We start from the raw sequence: 19,719 nt of genomic DNA on the forward strand, positions 1-19,719 counted from the left end.
CAGACGGCTTGTGCCGTCATCGCGCTTCAACCGTTAAACGCCGCGACCCGGAAAATCCGTCGGTCGCGCGTGCTGATCCGTTCGTGCTCGGGTGCGCATCCCGTCGATCGGGATGGAAGGAGCTCTAGTCCGACTGGTCGGCCGCAATCAGTTGTTCGGGCTTGAACCCGGCATGCTGCGGGGTCCACACCTCGCCCTCGCGATTGAACCAGTGGCACAGATACATGCCCGAGGCTGCGCCATCGCTGACCGTCATCCTGGGGCCTCCGGATTTCAGCTTGACCACGTCTCCGGTCTTGAAATTGTTGGGCATTTTTTGACCTCCCATGCTGAGGCCATGAGTTTCACACCAAACCGGGGTCTCGACAATGGCAGATCTGCCAGGCCGGCGCCGCAATCCTTTGCACCAGATGCGAAGGGGTAGACGACGAAAAGGAGGGGGGATGGTGCGCTTGCGGGCAGCCAATTGCCGGCTCATGCTGATCGAGTAATCGTTGACCGTCGAGCCCAGGGGCCACCGGCGCCGAAGACCGCCAGCCGATCAAATGCCAAGCGGGTCGCAACGAGTTCCCTAGACATCGTCCCGTAACGTCCTTGCCCGCGCCTTGAATCAGCATGGGATCGGCCATCCCACCCGACGCAAGTGAGGGCGCGTAGTCCATGAACTCAACTGGAAAGCTAGCCAGTTACGAATCAGTATAAATCCGCGATGTACAAGAACACTACTGTGTGCGGCCTTCAGCGGGTAACGGCGCTGTTACACACGAAAAAATCCTTGCATGGTTGCCATGAGCGCCCGACGGCGACGGGACTAGATGCGCATTTTGTCGCGTATCCAGTTCCTAAAGATCTTGCTGGCACGATTTGGAGCATTCGCTGGAGCTTCAAGAATGTAGTAGCCATTGCCGGTCGTGAGGGTGAGGTCAAAAGGGCGTACGAGACTCCCATTTGACAGCTTCTCCTCAACAAGGCGTGTCCATCCCAACGCCAACCCTTGCCCTTCGAGGGTGGCCCGCAGCAGATTGTCGTAATTCTGAAACCAGATTCCTTGCTGAGGGCGTAAAGAAGTTAGCTTCGCGAATTCAAGCCACTTGTCCCAATTCTCCCATTCGTGAGCCCGCCCATCTAGATGCAGCAGCGTCACGTTTTGAAACTTGCGGAGGTTTTCGGCGCCGACAGCATTTACATATCCTGGACTGCAAATCGGAAAAAACTCCTCACTAAACACTTTCTCGGACTTCAATCTATTCCAGTCACCGCGACCATATCTAATCGAAATGTCTATCCCGAATTTGCTCATATCCAAGCATTCATCGGTTTCAACCAGTTTTATATTGATCCCGGGATTGCGAATTCGAAAATCAGCCAACCTCGGCATCAGCCAGCAACTTCCAAATGCAACGGTTGTACTAACTGTTACATTTGCCGGAATGTCAGCGACTTTCTCGTTAAACTCCCTTGAGATCAGCCATAAGCTTTCTGAAACTGTATTGTGAAATTGGCGCCCATATTCTGTAAGTGCCACGCCTCGTTGCCCCCGCTCGAACAATTTGGCGCCAAGCCTGGATTCCAGGAGCCTGACCTGCATGCTTACCGCTTCCCTGGTGACATTCAACTCATGAGCCGCAGCGGTAAAATTCATGTGGCTTCCCGCCGCTTCGAACGCGACCAGACTGTGTAGTGGCGGCAATCTCAAAGGCGGACGAGACGTCAATCTGATTTACCTCAGGCGTGATCGATCTTACGCTGACTATCCGAAAAGCACCCCGTAATCATAGTCCCAGCCATAATACGCTGAGGAAGCCAAGAGTGCCATCTCACGATAGCCATCGACAAAAGGACCCGTTGCTCGATTCATTCCAGCTCAGGTCTCTGCAACTTCGAAACAGGATTATGAGCACCGCTCATGCGCCGGCTTATGTAGAGAACGGTTGGCCTACGGAGCGCTACCGGCTCTATCATGAGGAGAAGGCCAAGGGAGGGCTTGCTCTAACGGTGGTGGGGGGATCGACCAACGTTTCGTCGGACAGCCCGTCCGCGTTTGGGCAACTTTATGCCGGCGATGACAGCATCCTGCCTTGGTTTGAACTGCTTACCGGGGGCGTTCATTCCCATGGCGCCGCGATTATGTGTCAGCTGACACATATGGGGAGGCGTACATCCAGCGACGTAGGGGAATGGCTGCCAGTAATAGGACCATCTAACACGCGAGAACGGGCGCACCGAGCCTATCCAAAGAGTATGGAAAGGGCTGACATAGTACGCGTCACCAAGGACTTTGCGGCCGCGGCTGTACGATGCAAAAAGGGCGGTTTTGACGGAATCGAAATCCTGTCGCACTCGCACTTGCTGGGACAATTCCTATCCCCTCTGATCAATTTCAGACAGGACGATTATGGCGGCTCCCTGGAGAACCGGCTTCGACTCACCTTCGACGTCCTGAACGGCGTCCGCGATGCTGTGGGCGACGAGTTCATCATAGGACTGAGGATCACCGGTAACGATTTCCTCAAAGGTGGGCTCAGCCGCGAGGACTGCATCGAGATCGCCCAGCGGCTTGAGCAGTGCGGCCTGGTCGACTTCCTCAACGTGCTTGCGGGAGCGCCATACGACGATCTGGGCTTGGCTCAATGGATGCCTCCTATGGGCACTCCCGCAGCCCGTTTCCTTGGAGTTGCCAAAGACATACGTGAGGCCGTTTCACTACCTATATTCTATGCAGGAGGCATTGCCGATATCGCAACTGCTCGCCATGCCCTGCGCGACGGCATTGTCGATATGGTGGGAATGACCAGGGCTCACATCGCCGATCCCTACCTGGTCTCAAAGCTGCAAACCGGGCAGGAAGATCGTATCCGCACCTGCGTCGGAATGAACTACTGCGCAGACCGGGTTAATCAAGGCAAAGACGCTTTATGCGGCCAGAATGCCGCGACCGGTCGCGAGCGTTTCTTCCCGCATCGCTTTCGCCGCCATGAAATAGCGGGTTTGCGCGCTGTCGTTGTTGGTGGAGGGCCAGGAGGACTGGAGGCGTCCCGTGTTCTCGCCGAGCGGGGCTACAGGGTGACCCTGTTCGAAGCGTCCAACCAGCTGGGTGGGCAGATTAACATGGCGGCCGCAGGTTCCACCAGGCGCCAGATGCGCGGGGTCATCGATTGGCTGGTCAATGAACTCGAGCATCTCGGCGTTGATGTTCGCTACAACATGCTGGCGGAAGCCGAGGACATCCTGCGTGAGAAACCTGTGTTGGTGGTGATCGCGACAGGCGCACTGCCGCGCTCGCTGAACATTGGCGGCGCGCATCTTGCCCGGCCGATTTGGGACGTGTTCACCGGACAGCCTCCTGTTGGAGAGGTCATCATTTTCGACGATCGAGGCGACCATCACTCGCTGGTGGCGGCGGAGGTAGCAACCCAATCCGGTGCTTGCGTCACTCTCTTAACGCCGGATCGCACACCTCTTCATAATCTCGGGCCGACGAACTACGGCGTCGGCATGCGCAACCTGTATCAGCGCGGGGTGAACTTCCTCACCGACCGTGAGATCGTTGCCTTGAGCCCTGACGGCAACCGTTTGACCGTCACCGTGCGAAACGTCCTCACCGACCTGGAAGAAAAATTCCAGGCCGATCATGTCTTCTATGAAGTCGGGACGGAAGAAAACGCTGAATTGTACTTCGATCTTCAAAGTCATTCAGTCAACAACGGCCAAATAGAAGTAGCATCTCTATTGGACGGCAAAGCCGAGTACCGAACGGTGAATCCGGCCGGTGATTTCGTGTTGTTCCGGATTGGTGACGCGGTCTCTTCGAGGAACATCCATGCTGCGCTCTTTGATGCGTTGCGTGTCTGTTCCGTCATCACGGTCGCCGGACAGACCGGCTCCGATCAAGCGCGCTACTCAGTAACACATAGGCAAATGAAAGGGGAAACGACGTGAAAAATCTCCCACTGGCGGCGTGCCTGACAATTCTTGTACTGGAGTCACTCCCTGCGAATGCTGCATCAAGCTGCGATGAGCTGACAATCTCCAGCATGAATTGGCAGAGCGCTGAAGTGCTGGCAAGCCTGGACAAGTTCATTCTTAAAGCTGGGTTCGGATGTGATGCGGAAATTCTCGAAGGGGACACCGTGCCGACGGTCACCTCCATGATCGAAAAGGGAAAGCCCGATGTTGCTCCCGAGATCTGGGTCGATCTGCTGCCAGATGTTGTCGCTACCGGCATCAAGCTAGGCAAGCTTGTTGAAACTGGCGCGGCCCTCAAAGATGGTGGCGTCAACGGGTGGTGGATTCCAAAGTATGTGTCCGAAGCACACCCGGATATCAAAACCATTGCGGATGCGCTCAAACATCCGGAGCTCTTTCCAGCACCTGAAGATTCATCGAAAGGGGCGGTCTTCAATGGGCCTCAGGGCTGGGGCGCGACGGTTGTTACAACGCAGCTCTTCAAAGCCTACGGCGCTGAAAAAGCCGGCTTCACCTTGATCGACACCGGATCGGCAGCCGGCTTGGATGGATCGATAGCAAAGTCATATGAGCGCCACCAAGGCTGGCTCGGATTCTATTGGGCTCCGACGTCGATTCTGGGAAAGTATGAAATGGTGAAGCTCGACTTCGGGGTTCCTTACAATCAGGCTGAATGGAAGCGTTGCAATACAGTGGCGGATTGTGCCGATCCAAAGCCAAACGTTTGGCCGCAAGATCGAGTAAAGACGATCGTCACGAAAGGCTTTTCGGATCGTACTGATCCCGCAGTGATGGAGTACCTGCAAACCCGGTCGTGGTCCAACGATACGGTGAACGGTCTCTTGACCTGGATGACCGACAACCAGGCCACTGGTGACGATGCGGCAAAGTATTTCCTCAAGACACGCGAGGATATCTGGGCCAAGTGGGTCCCGGTCGGCGTCGCCGGAAAAATCAAAGCGGCACTTTAATCAACGTGTCGCGGTGGTGGCCTTTAGAGCGGCCATCATTGCGACCGCCATTGCCCTCACTGGGCTGACCGACCGAGAACTCCTCATGGATTGGCTGACAAATTTTCCCCATCTCAATGACGAGGCCTTGCGGCTTGTCAAAAAGGGGCTGGATGACGCTTTTCGAACCTTCACCCGAACATACGGCGATTCAATTGAGGGCGTTTTCGCGCCGTTGCAGTACCTTCTGATCAAGTGCGAGCACTTTCTAACCGACACGCCCTGGCCGCTGATCATTTCGCTGGCGGCTGGGCTGGCATGGCTTGCATCCCGAAACTTGACAACCGTGGCTGGAACCGTCGTCACCCTCGTTGCAATCGGGTTCCTGAACATGTGGGACGATACGATGAAGACGGTGTCCATGATCCTTGTCTCGACGATCATAGCCATCGTGCTCGGTGCGCCGGTTGGAATTGCGATGTCGAGATCGGAGCGCATCCAGAGGGTCATCAATCCGGTACTCGATGTCATGCAAACCATGCCAAGCTTCGTTTATCTGATCCCGGTGGTGATGCTGCTGGGAATCGGCAAGGTTCCTGGTGTGATAGCCGTCGTAATCTATGCGATCCCTCCCATGATCAGGCTGACAAATCTGGGCATCCGCCTCGTGGACAAGGACGTACTAGAGGCGGCCGATGCCTTCGGTTCGTCCAATTGGCAAAAGCTGCGAGACGTCCAGATTCCCCTGGCGCTGCCGACCATCATGGCTGGCGTCAATCAGACCATCATGATGGCATTAGCCATGGTCGTCATTGCCTCGATGATCGGGGTGCAGGGTTTGGGTCAACCCGTCCTCAAAGCGATCAACAATCAGTATTTCACGCTGGGTTTGTTCAATGGACTAGCCATTGTTGGTATCGCCATCATTTTTGACCGTATCAGCCAAGCTTATGGCAAGCGGCTGCAGCGACACCTGGAGTTGATGCATGCCTGATCGTGAAGAAAAACAAGTCGGAATCGTTATCTCACATCTGTTCAAGCTCTTCGGAGCCAATGCCAACAACCACCTGAATGCATTGGCGAGAGGCATGACGAAAGATGAGTTGAACGAACGCCACGGGCTTGTCCTTGGACTGAACGACGTTAGCATCAATATGGCTGCTGGCCAGGTCCACGTCATAATGGGCCTTTCGGGATCCGGGAAATCCACCTTGATACGGCACATTAACCGGCTGGTTGAGCCGACGGCTGGCCAGATCATCGTTGGCGGCCAAGACGTTCTCAAACTGGATGAGCATGCTTTGCGGGCCTTTCGTCGCAACACCACGGCGATGGTGTTTCAAAAATTTGCTTTGCTTCCGCATCGCAACGTTCTGGAGAACACCCTGTACGGCCTGGAGATCCAAGGCGGCGATCGCTATAGGCATCGTGAAAAGGCGATGCGCTGGATTTCACGCGTTGGGTTGAACGGATTTGAAAACCGGTATCCGAACCAGCTTTCGGGCGGCATGCAGCAACGTGTCGGGTTGGCTCGGGCTTTGGCAAGCGACTCGCCAATCCTGCTGATGGACGAGGCGTTTTCTGCCCTCGATCCCCTCATTCGATCAGACATGCAGGAGATGCTGCGGAATATTCAGCAGGAGGTGAAAAAAACGATCGTGTTCATCACGCACGATCTTGATGAGGCGTTGAGACTGGGAGACCAGATTGCCATCCTTCGCAACGGCCAGATAGTTCAACAAGGTTCGAGCCAGGACATCGTTCTTCGGCCGGCAGATGACTACGTGGCCTCGTTTGTAAAGGACGTCAACAGAGGACGTATAATACGAGTTGACGCGATTATGACGCCGTCAAATCCGGCGAGCGCTTTGCCGAAATCTCTTCTCTCAGCTGACACCACCCTGAATGCGGCTGCAAAGCTGATGTGCCAGCATGGCGGGCACGAGAGCGTCGTCGTCGACGGACACGGCAAACCGTTGGGTCGAGTGACAAAGGACCAGATCATGGCGGCCATGATTGGATACGGCGGACTGTGGGGTAGCGAAAACGGTGGGGGCACCAGTTCATTTCGACCGGTGTTGTACTCTGCCAATCAGCCGGCGAACCCGGGGAACCGCGCAGAACGATAGGCGTCGCTCGGGATCGTTCCGCCTTGGGACGATTTCCGCAATCATCATCATAGAGGTTATCAAGAGGCACCGATGCTGAAGCTAGATCAGTCGTTTCGTTTTGAAGGCCAGGACGTTGCGTGGGGCCGGATCGGGGAGGGCGCTCCCTTGGTGATGCTTCATGGAACGCCGTTTTCGTCACAAGTATGGCGCCGCATAGCGCCTCTCATAGCTTCACGCCGGACGGTCTATTTCTTCGATCTCCTCGGATATGGTCAATCCGCAAAGGCGGATGGTCAGGATGTGTCGCTAGGCGTGCAGAACAAACTTTTTGCCTCACTGTTGAAGGAGTGGGGCGTGAAGGAGCCTGACGTCCTTTGTCATGATTTTGGCGGCTCGACTGCACTTCGCACCCACTATCTTAACGATGTGCGGTATCGTAGCCTGTTGTTGGTCGACCCTGTGGCGGTCGCCCCTTGGGGCTCCGCATTGGTGCAGCATGTGCGAAAGCACGAAGCCGCGTTTGCCGGCGCCCCGGATTACATTCACGAATCGATCTTGCGAGCGTACCTGCAAGGCGCGGCGTTCCAGACCCTTCGCAGCGAAGCTCTGGACCTCTACATGCAGCCTTGGCTTGGGCCCGTAGGCAAGCCGGCCTTCTATCGACAGATCGCCCAAATGGATCAAAAATTCACCGACGAAGTCGAAAAGCTTTATAGGCCGATGAATTTTCCCGTTCGAATTCTATGGGGTCGTGAAGACGAGTGGATCCCAATCGCGCAAGGACAGAAATTGTCCGAGAAGCTCACCAACGGGGTGATGACGGCCGTGCCTCAAGCAGGTCATCTCGTCCAGGAAGATGCGCCTGAAATGATCGTCGCGGCACTTTTCGATACGCTGCAGTAGTTCTCCGATCTAACCGGTGATGACGAGAGATGGCCAGAAAGTTTGCGTTTCTGCTGACGCGCCATTTTACGCTTTCGCCGTTTGCGCTTTTCGTCGACACGCTGCGGCTTGCGGGCGACGAGGATGATCGGAGTCGAAGAGTAGAGTTCGACTGGCAAGTGGTTGGCGAGCGTGGTTTGCCTATCCGCGCAAGTTGCGGCATCGAAGTGATGCCGACGAGAGAACTCCAGCACCCGGAGGAATACGACGATATCGTTGTCGTTGGGGGGCTTCTGAACACGGGCGATACTCTTGGAAGCCAGAAGGAAGCCTTCCTGCTAAAGGCCGCATCGCGCGGAGTTCGATTGACGGCGCTCTGCACAGCCAGTTTCGTACTCGCTCGATATGGATTGCTGGACGGCTACAACGTGTCCGTGAGCTGGCTCCACGTCAAAGATTTCCGTACCATGTTCCCGCAAGTCTTGGCACATGCGGATAGCCTGTTCTCCGTCGACAGAAGCCGCGCAACCTGCGCTGGCGGTGTCGGAGCGGCCGACCTGGCTGGTCATTTTGTGGCAGAGTCCATTGGTAAGAAAGCCAGCGAGAAAGCTGCCAAGATCCTTATTCTTGATCGGGTCAGGACGACCCGCGACGTCCAGCCCGTGGGAGATCTTTTCCCAAACGCCGAAAGTAGACAACTGAGGCGTGCCCTCCTTCTCATGGAGAGCAACGTCCAAGAAACGTTGGCTGTCAGCGACATTGCAGGGTCGCTCAGCGTTTCGAGACGACAGCTTGAACGGTTGTTTTTTGCTGAAATCGGTAGGAGCCCACTGTCGGCATATCTCGCGATACGCGTGCACTACGCAAAGACGCTCCTCGAGGTTAGCGACCTAAACATGGGCGAGATTGGATTCCGCTGTGGCTTCAGCAATGCGGGACACTTCAGCCGCGCCTTCAAGCGCCAAACTGGCCTTACTCCCACCGACTTCAAGCAGTCCCGAGGCACGTCAGCCGTCCCATCTAAGTCGTGAGATGTTGGGGGGCGGCCCCAAACGAATGGACGGCTGTGAACAAGTAAATGGTGCCGCTTGCGTGACTCGAACACGCGACCCCCGCATTACGAATGCGGTGCTCTACCAACTGAGCTAAAGCGGCCCGGGAAGCCAACGCCTCCAAGATGCGGCGGTGATAGACGCAACCGGGCGCGAATTCAAGATGCGACTTGGCAATTCCTGCGGCGGCGTCATGGCACCCTCGAAAGCCGGCCGCCGCCTTGTCCGCCAATCAATCGTCAAGGGGATGCGGCGCACGGTGCGTGCGCTCCCCGCGCGTGAAGATCGGTGAAACATGCTGATTTTGTTGCCGGAACAGCGCCGGAATGGACTTTGCATACCTCTGCGAGGCAGAATGCGCCGCTCGCCCGTTGATTGATTGGTCGCCTGCGGCTAACGATCACGGCAAGGTTGGCAAAGACAGAGGGACCCGCTTGGACGCGATCGAAAAAGCGATCCGGAACGCCTTGGAGAAAGGCAATGCCGAGGACCGCGCGTTCCGCGAGAGGGTCTATCGCTCGGCTTTTGCCGCGCTTGATCGCGCGCTCCAGGCCAATCCCGGTGTGACCGTTGAGGTCGCCATCAAGCGCCGCAAGGCAATCCAGGCGAAAATCACCGAAATCGAATCCGAGTTCCTGCCGGCGGTGCCGGATGTCGGCCCGCAGGGCGATGCACCGGCGGTCGAACTCGGAGCGGACTCGGCGTCCGCGGTCGAAACCGGCCGACAGGCATCGTCCCCCGATGTCGTCGTCGACGGCCCCGTGCAATCCGCTGCCGATGCGCCGCGCTCGCGCGTCCTGCCCGTCGTTCCCGACATCATGCCGGACGCCACGCTTCCCGATGCTCCGGCCATCGACATGTCGGTTCCGGCCTCGGCCGGCGCGACCACGGAAGTGGCGCCCGACCGCGATGAACGACGCATAAGAGGGCGTCGCCTGCCGCTGACCGCCATCTTCCTGACCGTGACACTGCTGGCAGCAGTTGGCATCGGCCTGTTCTTCGCCGTGCAGACCGGCGTGTTCAAGACGTCGGCCCAACTCGACACCGCACCGCCTGAAGCGCCGCCGACCGTCGAGGACGACGATTTCACACCGGCCGACGGCGGTCCGGCAAAACCCGGCGCCGCCGACCAGTCGCGCGACTGGATCAATGTGTTTTCGCCGGCCGATGCATCGCATGTCAGTGCGCCATCGGACGCCAGGGCCGAGGTGATGAAGGACGATACCGGTTCGTTCCTGCGCATCCGTTCCGGCGCGTCCGGTTCGGCGATCAGCTTCGACGTTGGACAAGGCGTGCTGGAGAAACTGGCCGGCAAACATGCCGTGTTCGACATCATTGCCCGCTCCGAAGAAGGCAAGGAGACGCAGATTTCGGTCGACTGCAATTTCGGCGAACTCGGCGACTGCGGCCGCAAGCGCTATGCGGTCGGCCAGCAGCAGAACGAATATCTGTTCGACGTGCAGTTTCCCGACAAGCATCCGGGCTCGGCCGGCACCATTGCCATCAATTCCGACTTCGACAAGCAGGGCAAGGCCGCCGACATCTACGAAATCCGCGTTTCGATCGAGCCGTAGCGAACCCTGCACGCGCGAAATTAGCGGTCGAGCAGCGCCTGCAGCGTTTCGATGCGGTCGGCCTCGTTGGCCGGCTTGTCCCAGCGCAATCGCGAAATGCGGGGAAAGCGCATGGCGACGCCGGATTTGTGCCGGGTCGAGCGGTTCAGTCCTTCGAAGGCGACTTCCAGCACCAGGCCGTTGTCGCGGTCGGCCCGCACCGAGCGCACCGGCCCGAAACGCTCGATCGTGTTGTCGCGGACATATTTGTCGATCTGCTTCAACTCCTCGTCGGTGAAGCCGAAATAGGCCTTGCCGACCGGTACCAGTTCTTCTTCGCCTTCGGCACCTGTCCAGACACCGAACGTATAGTCGGAATAGAAGCTCGACCGTTTGCCGTGGCCGCGCTGCGCATACATCAGCACCGCGTCCACTGTGTGCGGATCGCGTTTCCACTTGAACCACGGACCTTTCGGCCGGCCGGCGACATAGGCTGAGTCCCAGCGCTTCAGCATGACGCCTTCGATGATCGGATGCGGCGGCGCCCGGCGCAGTTCCTCCAGCGTTTGCCAGTCCGTGAAGTCCACGAATGGCGACAGATCGAAACGGCTCGGGTCGAGTGTCGCGACAAAGCTTTCCAGCCGGCCGCGCCGTTCGCGAAACGGCAGCGCGCGCAAATCCTCGCCGCCGACCTGGAGCAGATCGTAGCAGCGCATGAAGGCCGGGTATTGCTGCTGCATCTTCGGTGCCACCGTCTTGCGATTCAGCCGTTGCTGCAGATCGGAGAAGGTTCCCGTCGCCTCCCGGGGATCGCCGACAAGCAGTTCGCCGTCCAGCGTCGCGGAAAAATGCATGGCCTCGGCGAGGTCCGGAAAGGCGCCCGAAACGTCATCGCCGGTGCGCGAATAGAGCCGGCGGATGCCGCCCTCCGCCACCGCCTGGACACGGATGCCGTCCCATTTCCATTCGGCGGCATAATCGGCCGGATCGAGCTTTTCGAGATCGCCGTCGCCGACCGGATTCGACAGCATCACCGGGCGAAACAATGCCAACGCCGTGCTCCTGGGCTTTTCGGCCTTGCCTTCCAGCCAGGCGAACAGCGCTGTGTAAGGCGGTGACAGCCCGTGCCAGAGCTCCTCGATCTCGGCGACCTCGACCTTGCCGAAATCCGCCAGCGCCTGTTTGGCCAGACGCGCCGACACGCCGATGCGCAGGCCGCCGGTGACCAGCTTGATGATGGCAAAGCGTGCCGAGATGCCGGCGCTGTCGAGCAGCCCTGCCAGCACCTTCGGTCCGTCGGAGCGGCTTGCCGCCTGCAGCTTGGCGACAACCTCGCCAAGCGTCGGCTCGCGGTTCGGGATGTTTCCGGGCGTTTGCGGCCAGACCAGCGACACCGTTTCGGCGAGATCGCCGACATAGTCGTAGGAATAGCCGAACAGCACCGGATCCATGCGCTCGGTGACGAGCATGCGCAGCATCGCCGGCTTGACCGCGGCGATGTGGAGATCGCCAGTGATGGCAGCCAGCGCCAGGCCGCGATCGGGATCCTCGACGCTGCGGAAATAGTCGGTCAGCAAGGTCAGCTTGCCGTTGCGCGACGGCGTCAGCACCAGACGGTCGAGAAGTTCGGCGAAGCGGTTCATGGCTTCAATCGCCCTCGTCCTCGTAGCCCACCAGGTGCAGCGGCCGCGCCGCGATGCCTTTGAGCTCGCACCAGCGGACCAGCGCCTCCTCGCGGCCATGCGTCACCCAGACCTCTTCGGCTCCGGTCTCCTTGATGGTGGCGGTCAGCTCATCCCAGTCGGCATGGTCCGAGATGATCAGCGGCAGTTCGACGCCGCCCTGCTTGGCGCGCTGGCGGATGCGCATCCAGCCTGACGCAAAGCACGAGATCGGATCGGGAAACCGCCGCGCCCAGCGATCCGCGAAGGCCGAAGGCGGGCCGACGACGATGGCGCCGGCAAAATCATCCTTGCCGCCGCTTTCGACGGTCGCCGGTTCGAGGGTGCCGAGATCGATGCCTTGGCTCTGGTAGTACTCACTGAGTTTGGCCAGCGCGCCATGGATGTAGAGCGGCCTGTCGTAGCCGGCGTCGCGCAACAGCCGCATCACCCGTTGCGCCTTGCCCAGCGCATAGGCGCCGACCAGATGCGAGCGTTCAGGGAACTGCGCGGCCGATTTCAGCAGGCGGGCGATTTCTTCGGTGTCCGGGGGATGGCGAAACACCGGCAGGCCGAACGTCGCTTCGGTGATGAACACATCGCACGGGATCGGCTCGAATGGCGCGCAGGTCGCGTCCCTCTGCCGCTTGTAGTCGCCGGAAGCGACGATGCGCGTGCCCTGATGCTCGACCGCTATCTGCGCCGAGCCCAGCACATGGCCGGCCGGATGGAAGCTGACGCTGACGCCATCGAGGGCAATCGTCTCACCCAGTTGTGCCGCTTGCGTCGTGCCAGCGAAATCCTCGCCGTAGCGCAGCCCCATAATGTCGAGCGTCTGCTGCGTCGCCAGCACCGAGCGGTGGCCGGAACGCGCGTGGTCGGAATGGCCATGCGTGATCAGTGCGCGGTTGACCGGCCGCACCGGGTCGATGAAGAAATCGCCCGGCGGGCAATAGAGGCCCTCGGGCCGGGGGTGAAGCAGAACACTGGTGCGCATGGTCTCCAAGATAGGATATAATTCCGCGGCGGGAAGCCTGTTGTAAGTCACTGCTGACTCCCGCATAGAGCACCGCCGGCTCGATCCGCCGGCAGGACCCATCGCCATGAAACCGCTTCAGGCTTCGTCCGGCGACTTGAACGCCGATCGCCGCGCCGACTATGCCGAGATGCTGCACGCTGATGGCGATCATGCGGCGGCGGCGGAATTGCTGCTCGGTGCGCTGGAAATAACGCCGCAATGGGCGATGGGCTGGTTTCGCCTCGGCGAGATGCAGCAGGCGGCGGGCGCGGCGGATCTGGCCGCGCAGGCGTGGACGATGTCGCTGCAACTCGATCCATCGGATCGTCAAGGCGCTGCACTGAACCTGCAATTGATCGGCAAGGCGCCGGCGGTCGATGCGCTCCCCAGCGCCTTCGTCGAGACCTTGTTCGACCATTATGCCGAGAGCTTCGACGAGTCCCTGGTCGGCAGGCTGGGTTACCGCCTGCCTGGGATGCTCGACCAGGCCATTCGAGCGGCAAGGCCGGGCCGCTTCGCGCTGGCGCTCGATCTCGGCTGCGGCACAGGCCTGATGGGGCAGAGGCTGCGGCCGATCGCCGACCGGCTGGAGGGGTATGACATTTCGGCCAAAATGCTGAGAAAGGCGCGGGCCAAGGGCGTCTACGATTTCCTCGACAAGGCCGATCTGCGGGATTTTCCCTATGCCGGTCCGAAAGCCGATCTGGTGACGGTGGCCGATGTTTTCATCTATGTCGGTGCGCTGGGCGGCGTGGTGAAGACGATTGCCGGCCTGCTGGCCACGGATGGCCTGTTCGCGTTTTCCGTCGAGACGCTGGCTGGCGATGGCGATTTCGCGCTGCTGCCGTCACGCCGCTATGCGCATGCGCAACGCTATGTGCTCGACGTGCTGGCCGCCAACGGGCTTTCGGTCCTGTCACTGGAACCAACCGCGATCCGGCAGGATCGCGGGGAACACGTCAACGGGTTGGTCGTTGTGGCCAGGGCTCCGAACTCAGCTGAACAAAAGACCTGACGACAGCCGGTCGGCGGTGTCGGCAGCTTTTCGTCGGGTGCGATAGGAATTTTTTCTTGACACCCTGCCCTCAGCTATGGTACATTTTCGCCCATGGTGCTGATTTGCGCCAGTGACCCGCCGCACAGGCGGGTTTTTTGTTTGATGCTCCGTCAGCCGCGCGCCTGCGGAGGGGCAGTCTCGCCGCCTCGCAAACATTCCTGCTGTGAAAAAGTCCGATTTGCATGCGCGACTGATATTTGCGATCTGCTCGCGTCAGGGCGGGATATCAGGAGGAGCATAGCCGATGCGCTGGAACATGATGATCTTGGCCTCTTGCCTGCTGACCGCCGGCTGTGTCGGCGGCACGTCGATGTCGGAACAGCAGGATGCGAACGTCCAGTCCTCCCTGCAATACGACACCGTGCCGTGCGACCAGTTGCTGGCGCAGCGCAACGGGTTGGCGCAGCAATACAACCTGCCGACGAAGGCCAAGCCGACCTTCTCCAATCCGGCGATGGGCTTCGGCCCGTTCACGCCGGACATGCGCTCGAAGGCCAAGCGCGATACCGACAAGGCGAGCGGTGAGATCGATGCCATGAACCGGTCGATCGATCGACGCGACTGCGGCCAGCCAAACAAGCAGAAGAAGCTTGCTCTGCCCGGCTAGCTAGTACCCCGCCTTGCGGTCCACCAGATTGTCGAGCTTTTCGCCGCGTTCGAAGGCGTCCATCTGGCGCAGCATGATCGGCGCCAGATGCACCGGATCGGAGGTCGCCGCCGCATGTGGCGTCACGAACACTTTCGGATGCCCCCACAGCGGACTGGTCTTCGGCAGCGGTTCGACCTCGAACACGTCGAGGCTTGCCTCCTTCAACGTGCCGTCATCCAGCGCCCGCAAAATGTCGGCATCCTTCTGCAGGCGGCCGCGCCCGGCATTGATCAGCACCGAGCCGCCGAGGCCGTTGCGCTTGCGCAATTCCTTCAGCACGCCATAGTTGACGATGCCCTTGGTCTCCGGCGTCAGCGGCAAAAGCACGACCAGTATGTCGGTCGCCTTGAGGAAGGGGATAAGCCCGGCCTCGCCGGAATAGCTGGAGACGCCTGCCATGGGCCGCTCGTTGCGCGACCAGCCGTTGACGGCAAAGCCGAGCGATAAAAGCACCGAGGCCGCGGCGCGGCCGAGACTGCCGAGGCCCATGATGCCGACCGAAATGTCACCGGCAGGCCTCTGCTGCGGCTCATGCCAGATCTTCTTCGACTGCTGCGACCGGTAGAGCAGGCCCTGGCGGTGATGGTCGAGCACCCGCCAGACGACATATTCGGTCATGTACTGGGTGAGGTTGTCGGCAACGATTTTGACGATCGGCACGTCGGGCAAGCCGGGATCGGCGAAGATATGGTCGACGCCGGCGCCGATCGAGAAGATGGCGCGCAGATTGGGCAGCGACGCCAGGATGTTCGGCTTCTGCTTCCACACCACGGCATAGGTGATCGACGGGTCGCTGGCGCCGTCCGGCTCCAGCACCACCTCGCGTTCGGCCGACAGCAGGTCGCGCCAGCGCTGCGGATGAAAGCCGGTGACGGCAAGCAGGATGCGGCCTTTTTCCATTGCGGTCTTTTAGTCCCTCTCTACGCAAATCACTCGCTGACGATGCCGACCGGCGCCGTCTCGATCTTGAAGGCGGCCGAGATCAGCGCCCGAGTATAGTCGGTTTGCGGATTTTCAAAAATCTGCTGGGAAGGGCCGGCTTCGACGATCCTGCCATTGCGCATGACGATGACGTCGTTGGCGAGCGCGCGGATGACTTTCAAATCATGGCTGATGAAGAGATAGGCGAGGTCGTGCTTGGCCTGCAGGCTGCGCAGCAGGTCGACGACCTGCGCCTGCACGCTCATGTCGAGTGCCGATGTCGGCTCGTCCAGCATGACGAAGCGCGGGTTGAGCACCATGGCGCGTGCGATGGCAACGCGCTGGCGCTGGCCACCGGAAAACTCGTGCGGGTAGCGGTTGCGGGTCGCCGGATCGAGCCCAACCTCCTTCAGCACGGCGGCCACCTTGTCGTCGCGCTCGTCGGGCGACAGCTTCGGCTCGTGGATCTTGAGGCCTTCCTCGATGATCTCGGCGATCGACATGCGCGGGCTGAGCGAGCCGAACGGATCCTGGAAGACGATCTGCAATTCGCGCCTGAGCGGCCGCATTGCATTGAAGGACAGCTGGTTGATGTCGCGACCGTTGAACTGGATCATGCCGGTCGACGAGATCATGCGCGCCAGCGCCAAGCCGAGCGTCGTCTTGCCGGAGCCGGATTCGCCGACCACGCCGAGCGTCTGGCCGGCGCGCACGGTGACATCGATGCCGTCCACTGCCTTCACATTGTCGACGGTGCGGCGGAAGAAGCCCTGCTTGATCGGGAACCAGACCTTTATGTCCTTGCCGGTCATGACCGGCTTGGCGTCGGCATTGGCGGCCGGCGGCTTGCCCTTCGGCTCGGCCGCCAGCAGATGCCTTGTGTAGGCATGCTGCGGATTGGCGAAGATCTCCTTGGTCGGGCCGGTCTCGACGATCTTGCCCTTGGTCATCACGCAGACGCGGTCGGCAATCTTGCGCACGATGCCGAGATCATGGGTGATGAACAGCATCGACATGCCCTTGCGGCTCTTCAAGCCGGCCAGCAGTTCGAGGATCTGCGCCTGAACGGTGACGTCGAGCGCCGTCGTCGGCTCGTCGGCGATCAGAAGTTCGGGCTCGTTGGCCAGCGCCATGGCGATCATCACGCGCTGGCGCTGGCCCCCGGACAACTGGTGTGGATAGGCATCGAGGCGCTTGTGCGGATCGCGGATGCCAACCTCGTTGAGCAGGGCCAGGGTGCGCTCCTTGGCGGGGCGGTCGGCCATGCCTTGGTGCAGCTTCAGGATCTCGACGATTTGATGCTCGATCGTGTGCAGCGGATTGAGCGAGGTCATCGGCTCCTGGAAGATCATGGTGATCTTGTTGCCGCGCACCTGCCGCAACTGCTTCTCGCTCATCGCCAGCAGGTCGTTGCCCTGGAACACGATCTTTCCCGAGGGGTGGCTGGCGCTTGGATAGGGCAAAAGCTTCAGCACCGAAAGCGCCGAGACCGATTTGCCGGAGCCGGATTCGCCGACCAGCGCCACCGTCTCGCCCTTGGCGATGTCGAACGAGATGTGGTCGACAGCCGTCGACTGGCCGCCGCCCTGGCTGAAGGCGACGCTGAGGTCCTGTACGCTGAGCAAGGGGGCTTCGCTCATCGGAACGTCTTGCGCGGATCGAAGGCGTCGCGCGTCGCCTCGCCGACGAAGACCAGCAGCGACAGCATCAGCGAGATGACGACGAAGCCGGAAATGCCGAGCCACGGCGCATTGAGGTTGCGCTGCGCCTGCTTGAGCAATTCGCCGAGCGAGGCGGAGCCGGGCGGCAGGCCAAAGCCGAGATAGTCGAGCGAGGTCAGCGTCGAGATCGAGCCCGAGAGCAGGAAGGGCATGAAGGTCAGTGTCGCCACCATGGCGTTGGGCAACAGGTGCCGGAACATGATGGTGCGGTTGGGCACGCCGAGCGCCCGGGCCGCGTTGACATATTCGAAATTGCGGGCGCGCAGGAACTCGGCCCGCACCACGCCGACCAGCGCCACCCAGGAAAACAGCAGCATCAGGCCGAGCAGGATGAAGAAGCCCGGCGGCAGGATGGCGGCGACGATGAGCAGGAGATAGAGCACCGGGATGGCGGACCAGATCTCGATGAAACGCTGGAACAAGAGATCCGTCCAGCCGCCGAAATAGCCTTGCACGGCGCCGGCCGCGACGCCGATCAAGGCGGAGCCGGCGGTCAGGATCAGGCCGAACAGCACCGAAATGCGGAAGCCGTAGATGACGCGCGCCAGCACGTCGCGCGCCTGGTCGTCGGTGCCGAGCCAATTCCAGTTGCCGACGATGCAGGCGGGGTCGGCAGCACCCTGCGGATACTGATTGCAGCGTGTCTTGGCGTCATACTGCCACGACGGCTTGGCCGGTGCTGCTTCGGGAATAGCGTTGTTGACCGTCTGATAGGAGTAGCGCACCGGCGGCCAGATCATCCAGCCATTGGCGTTGATCTCGTCCTGGATGACCGGGTCACGATAATCGGTGACGGCATAGAAGCCGCCGAATTTTTCCTCGGGGTAGGCGACCAGCACCGGAAACAGGATTTCGCCCTTGTAGGAAGCGATGATCGGCTTGTCGTTGGCGATGAACTCGGAAAACAGCGACAGCACGAACAGGACGAGGAAAATCCACAGCGACCAGTAGCCGCGGCGGTTGGCTTTGAAGTTCTGCAGGCGGCGCTTGTTGAGCGGCGACAGAAACGGCCGCTTGATCCGCGCGGGTGCCGCGTCGACGGGGACTGTAGCCTCCGACATCAGACGTCTCTCCGCTCGAAATCGATGCGCGGATCGACCCAGGTGTAGAGCAGGTCGGACAAGAGCCCGACGAACAGCCCGAGCAGCGAGAAGATGTAGAGATTGGCGAACACCACCGGATAGTCGCGCTCGACCACCGACCGGAAGCCGAGCAGACCGAGGCCATCGAGGGAGAAGATGTTCTCGATCAGCAGCGAGCCGGTGAAGAAGGCCGAGATGAAGGCGCCGGGAAAACCGGCGATGACGATCAGCATGGCGTTGCGGAAGACGTGGCCGTAGAGCACCTGCCGTTCCGACAGACCCTTGGCCCGCGCCGTCACCACATACTGTTTGCGGATTTCTTCGAGGAACGAGTTCTTGGTCAGCAGCGTCGTGGTGGCGAAGGCCGACAGCACCAGCGCGGTCAGCGGCAATGTCATGTGCCAGAAATAGTCGACGATCTTTCCCCACCACGACAATTGATCCCAATTGTCCGAGGTGAGGCCGCGCAACGGAAACCAGTCCCAGAAAGACCCGCCGGCAAACAGCACCATCAGCATGATGCCGAACAGGAAGCCCGGAATGGCATAGCCGACAATGACGACGCCGCTGGTCCAGACGTCGAAGGGAGTGCCGTCCTTGACCGCCTTGCGGATGCCGAGCGGGATCGAGATCAAATAGGACAACAGCGTGATCCACAGCCCGATCGAGATCGACACCGGCATTTTTTCCAGGATCAGGTCGAGCACCGAAATGTCGCGGAAATAGCTGTCGCCGAAATCGAAGCGGGCATAGTTCCACAGCATCATGCCGAAGCGCTCGAGCGGCGGCTTGTCGAAGCCGAACTGCTTTTCCAGCTTCTTGATGAATTCCGGATCGAGCCCCTGCGCACCGCGATATTTCGAGCTGACGTCACCGGCGGCATCGAAATTGCCGCCGGCACCCGCGTCGCCGCCACCACCGCCGAGGCGGTCGCTGCCGCCCTGATTGGTCAGCCGGGCGATGACCTGTTCGACCGGACCGCCGGGGGCGAACTGGATGACGGCGAAGGATATCGCCATGATGCCGAACAGCGTCGGGATCATCAAAAGGATGCGGCGCAGGATATAGGCGCCCATCAGGCCTTCTGCCCTCGTTG

17 protein-coding genes and 1 tRNA gene are annotated in these 19,719 nt (G+C 60.1%); 9 read left to right on the forward strand and 9 right to left on the reverse strand.

The window, feature by feature from the left end; translation table 11 throughout:
- Positions 1-124: 124 nt before the first annotated feature.
- A complete protein-coding gene (locus P3C39_RS18945; protein ID WP_013527958.1) occupies positions 125-313 on the reverse strand; it encodes a DUF2158 domain-containing protein in 189 nt (62 codons plus the stop codon).
- Between the two features lie 498 nt (positions 314-811).
- A complete protein-coding gene (locus P3C39_RS18950; RefSeq protein ID WP_346016448.1) occupies positions 812-1,714 on the reverse strand; it encodes a LysR substrate-binding domain-containing protein in 903 nt (300 codons plus the stop codon).
- Between the two features lie 95 nt (positions 1,715-1,809).
- On the opposite strand from P3C39_RS18950, the gene P3C39_RS18955 reads away from it, so the two are divergent.
- The 6 genes from P3C39_RS18955 to P3C39_RS18980 all read left to right on the forward strand — a co-directional run bounded on the left by P3C39_RS18955 (position 1,810) and on the right by P3C39_RS18980 (position 8,940).
- Positions 1,810-3,939 carry an FAD-dependent oxidoreductase gene (locus tag P3C39_RS18955; RefSeq protein ID WP_275954098.1) on the forward strand — a complete coding sequence of 710 codons (2,130 nt, stop codon included), beginning with the start codon at positions 1,810-1,812 and terminating at the stop codon, positions 3,937-3,939.
- 23 nt (positions 3,940-3,962) lie between these two features.
- Positions 3,963-4,937, forward strand: coding sequence for an ABC transporter substrate-binding protein (locus P3C39_RS18960; RefSeq protein ID WP_275954209.1), 975 nt, complete (start codon positions 3,963-3,965; stop codon positions 4,935-4,937).
- An 85-nt stretch (positions 4,938-5,022) separates the two neighbouring features.
- Entirely contained in the window at positions 5,023-5,910 is an 888-nt protein-coding gene (locus P3C39_RS18965; protein WP_275954097.1) for a proline/glycine betaine ABC transporter permease, read from the forward strand.
- Positions 5,903-7,045 (forward strand): glycine betaine/L-proline ABC transporter ATP-binding protein, encoded by a 1,143-nt coding sequence (locus P3C39_RS18970; RefSeq protein WP_275954096.1) that lies wholly within the window; start codon positions 5,903-5,905, stop codon positions 7,043-7,045. The genes P3C39_RS18965 and P3C39_RS18970 overlap by 8 nt, the downstream gene beginning before the upstream one ends.
- Positions 7,046-7,117: 72 nt before the next feature.
- Positions 7,118-7,930, forward strand: coding sequence for an alpha/beta hydrolase (locus P3C39_RS18975; RefSeq protein ID WP_013527951.1), 813 nt, complete (start codon positions 7,118-7,120; stop codon positions 7,928-7,930).
- A 29-nt stretch (positions 7,931-7,959) separates the two neighbouring features.
- Positions 7,960-8,940, forward strand: a complete 981-nt coding sequence (locus P3C39_RS18980; protein ID WP_275954095.1) for a GlxA family transcriptional regulator — start codon at positions 7,960-7,962, stop codon at positions 8,938-8,940.
- A 48-nt stretch (positions 8,941-8,988) separates the two neighbouring features.
- On the opposite strand, the gene P3C39_RS18985 is transcribed toward P3C39_RS18980, so the two are convergent.
- A tRNA-Thr gene (locus P3C39_RS18985) sits at positions 8,989-9,064 on the reverse strand.
- A 331-nt stretch (positions 9,065-9,395) separates the two neighbouring features.
- On the opposite strand from P3C39_RS18985, the gene P3C39_RS18990 reads away from it, so the two are divergent.
- Positions 9,396-10,535 (forward strand): hypothetical protein, encoded by a 1,140-nt coding sequence (locus P3C39_RS18990; RefSeq protein WP_275954094.1) that lies wholly within the window; start codon positions 9,396-9,398, stop codon positions 10,533-10,535.
- Positions 10,536-10,555: 20 nt separating this feature from the next.
- Here P3C39_RS18990 and P3C39_RS18995 read toward each other — a convergent pair whose 3' ends face one another.
- Together P3C39_RS18995 and P3C39_RS19000 are read right to left on the reverse strand one after the other, a co-directional pair.
- Positions 10,556-12,157, reverse strand: a complete 1,602-nt coding sequence (locus P3C39_RS18995) for a cisplatin damage response ATP-dependent DNA ligase (RefSeq protein WP_275954093.1) — start codon at positions 12,155-12,157, stop codon at positions 10,556-10,558.
- Between the two features lie 4 nt (positions 12,158-12,161).
- Positions 12,162-13,172 (reverse strand): ligase-associated DNA damage response exonuclease, encoded by a 1,011-nt coding sequence (locus tag P3C39_RS19000; protein WP_275954092.1) that lies wholly within the window; start codon positions 13,170-13,172, stop codon positions 12,162-12,164.
- 106 nt (positions 13,173-13,278) lie between these two features.
- On the opposite strand from P3C39_RS19000, the gene P3C39_RS19005 reads away from it, so the two are divergent.
- Together P3C39_RS19005 and P3C39_RS19010 are read left to right on the forward strand one after the other, a co-directional pair.
- Complete coding sequence (locus tag P3C39_RS19005) at positions 13,279-14,208, forward strand: methyltransferase domain-containing protein (RefSeq protein WP_063169969.1); 930 nt, start codon at positions 13,279-13,281, stop codon at positions 14,206-14,208.
- Between the two features lie 286 nt (positions 14,209-14,494).
- Positions 14,495-14,857, forward strand: a complete 363-nt coding sequence (locus P3C39_RS19010) for a hypothetical protein (protein ID WP_275954091.1) — start codon at positions 14,495-14,497, stop codon at positions 14,855-14,857.
- On the opposite strand, the gene P3C39_RS19015 is transcribed toward P3C39_RS19010, so the two are convergent.
- Genes P3C39_RS19015 through P3C39_RS19030 form a run of 4 tightly spaced genes read right to left on the reverse strand, consistent with a single transcriptional unit; the run spans position 14,858 to position 19,699 of the window.
- Entirely contained in the window at positions 14,858-15,799 is a 942-nt protein-coding gene (locus tag P3C39_RS19015) for a glyoxylate/hydroxypyruvate reductase A (RefSeq protein WP_275954090.1), read from the reverse strand.
- 29 nt (positions 15,800-15,828) lie between these two features.
- The gene (locus P3C39_RS19020; protein ID WP_063169973.1) at positions 15,829-17,460 is read right to left on the reverse strand and encodes an ABC transporter ATP-binding protein; all 1,632 of its coding nucleotides are present in this window, start codon (positions 17,458-17,460) and stop codon (positions 15,829-15,831) included.
- Positions 17,457-18,602, reverse strand: a complete 1,146-nt coding sequence (locus P3C39_RS19025; protein ID WP_027161790.1) for an ABC transporter permease — start codon at positions 18,600-18,602, stop codon at positions 17,457-17,459. Before P3C39_RS19025 ends, P3C39_RS19020 begins: the two co-directional genes overlap by 4 nt.
- Positions 18,602-19,699 (reverse strand): microcin C ABC transporter permease YejB, encoded by a 1,098-nt coding sequence (locus tag P3C39_RS19030; protein ID WP_013527941.1) that lies wholly within the window; start codon positions 19,697-19,699, stop codon positions 18,602-18,604. Before P3C39_RS19030 ends, P3C39_RS19025 begins: the two co-directional genes overlap by 1 nt.
- Positions 19,700-19,719: the final 20 nt, after the last annotated feature.

The organism is Mesorhizobium sp. XAP4 (assembly GCF_029269325.1).
Classification (GTDB): Bacteria; Pseudomonadota; Alphaproteobacteria; order Rhizobiales; family Rhizobiaceae; genus Mesorhizobium; species Mesorhizobium ciceri.

Bases quoted from the DNA above. Each gene is read 5' to 3' on its own strand.
- P3C39_RS19025 (WP_027161790.1), bottom strand. From the start codon at position 18,602: ATGTCGGAGGCTACAGTCCCCGTCGACGCGGCACCCGCGCGGATCAAG.
- P3C39_RS19010 (WP_275954091.1), top strand. From the start codon at position 14,495: ATGCGCTGGAACATGATGATCTTGGCCTCTTGCCTGCTGACCGCCGGC.
- P3C39_RS19000 (WP_275954092.1), bottom strand. From the start codon at position 13,172: ATGCGCACCAGTGTTCTGCTTCACCCCCGGCCCGAGGGCCTCTATTGC.
- P3C39_RS19030 (WP_013527941.1), bottom strand. From the start codon at position 19,699: ATGGGCGCCTATATCCTGCGCCGCATCCTTTTGATGATCCCGACGCTG.
- P3C39_RS18970 (WP_275954096.1), top strand. From the start codon at position 5,903: ATGCCTGATCGTGAAGAAAAACAAGTCGGAATCGTTATCTCACATCTG.
- P3C39_RS18945 (WP_013527958.1), bottom strand. From the start codon at position 313: ATGCCCAACAATTTCAAGACCGGAGACGTGGTCAAGCTGAAATCCGGA.
- P3C39_RS19020 (WP_063169973.1), bottom strand. From the start codon at position 17,460: ATGAGCGAAGCCCCCTTGCTCAGCGTACAGGACCTCAGCGTCGCCTTC.
- P3C39_RS18995 (WP_275954093.1), bottom strand. From the start codon at position 12,157: ATGAACCGCTTCGCCGAACTTCTCGACCGTCTGGTGCTGACGCCGTCG.
- P3C39_RS18980 (WP_275954095.1), top strand. From the start codon at position 7,960: ATGGCCAGAAAGTTTGCGTTTCTGCTGACGCGCCATTTTACGCTTTCG.
- P3C39_RS18965 (WP_275954097.1), top strand. From the start codon at position 5,023: ATGGATTGGCTGACAAATTTTCCCCATCTCAATGACGAGGCCTTGCGG.
- P3C39_RS18975 (WP_013527951.1), top strand. From the start codon at position 7,118: ATGCTGAAGCTAGATCAGTCGTTTCGTTTTGAAGGCCAGGACGTTGCG.
- P3C39_RS19015 (WP_275954090.1), bottom strand. From the start codon at position 15,799: ATGGAAAAAGGCCGCATCCTGCTTGCCGTCACCGGCTTTCATCCGCAG.
- P3C39_RS19005 (WP_063169969.1), top strand. From the start codon at position 13,279: ATGAAACCGCTTCAGGCTTCGTCCGGCGACTTGAACGCCGATCGCCGC.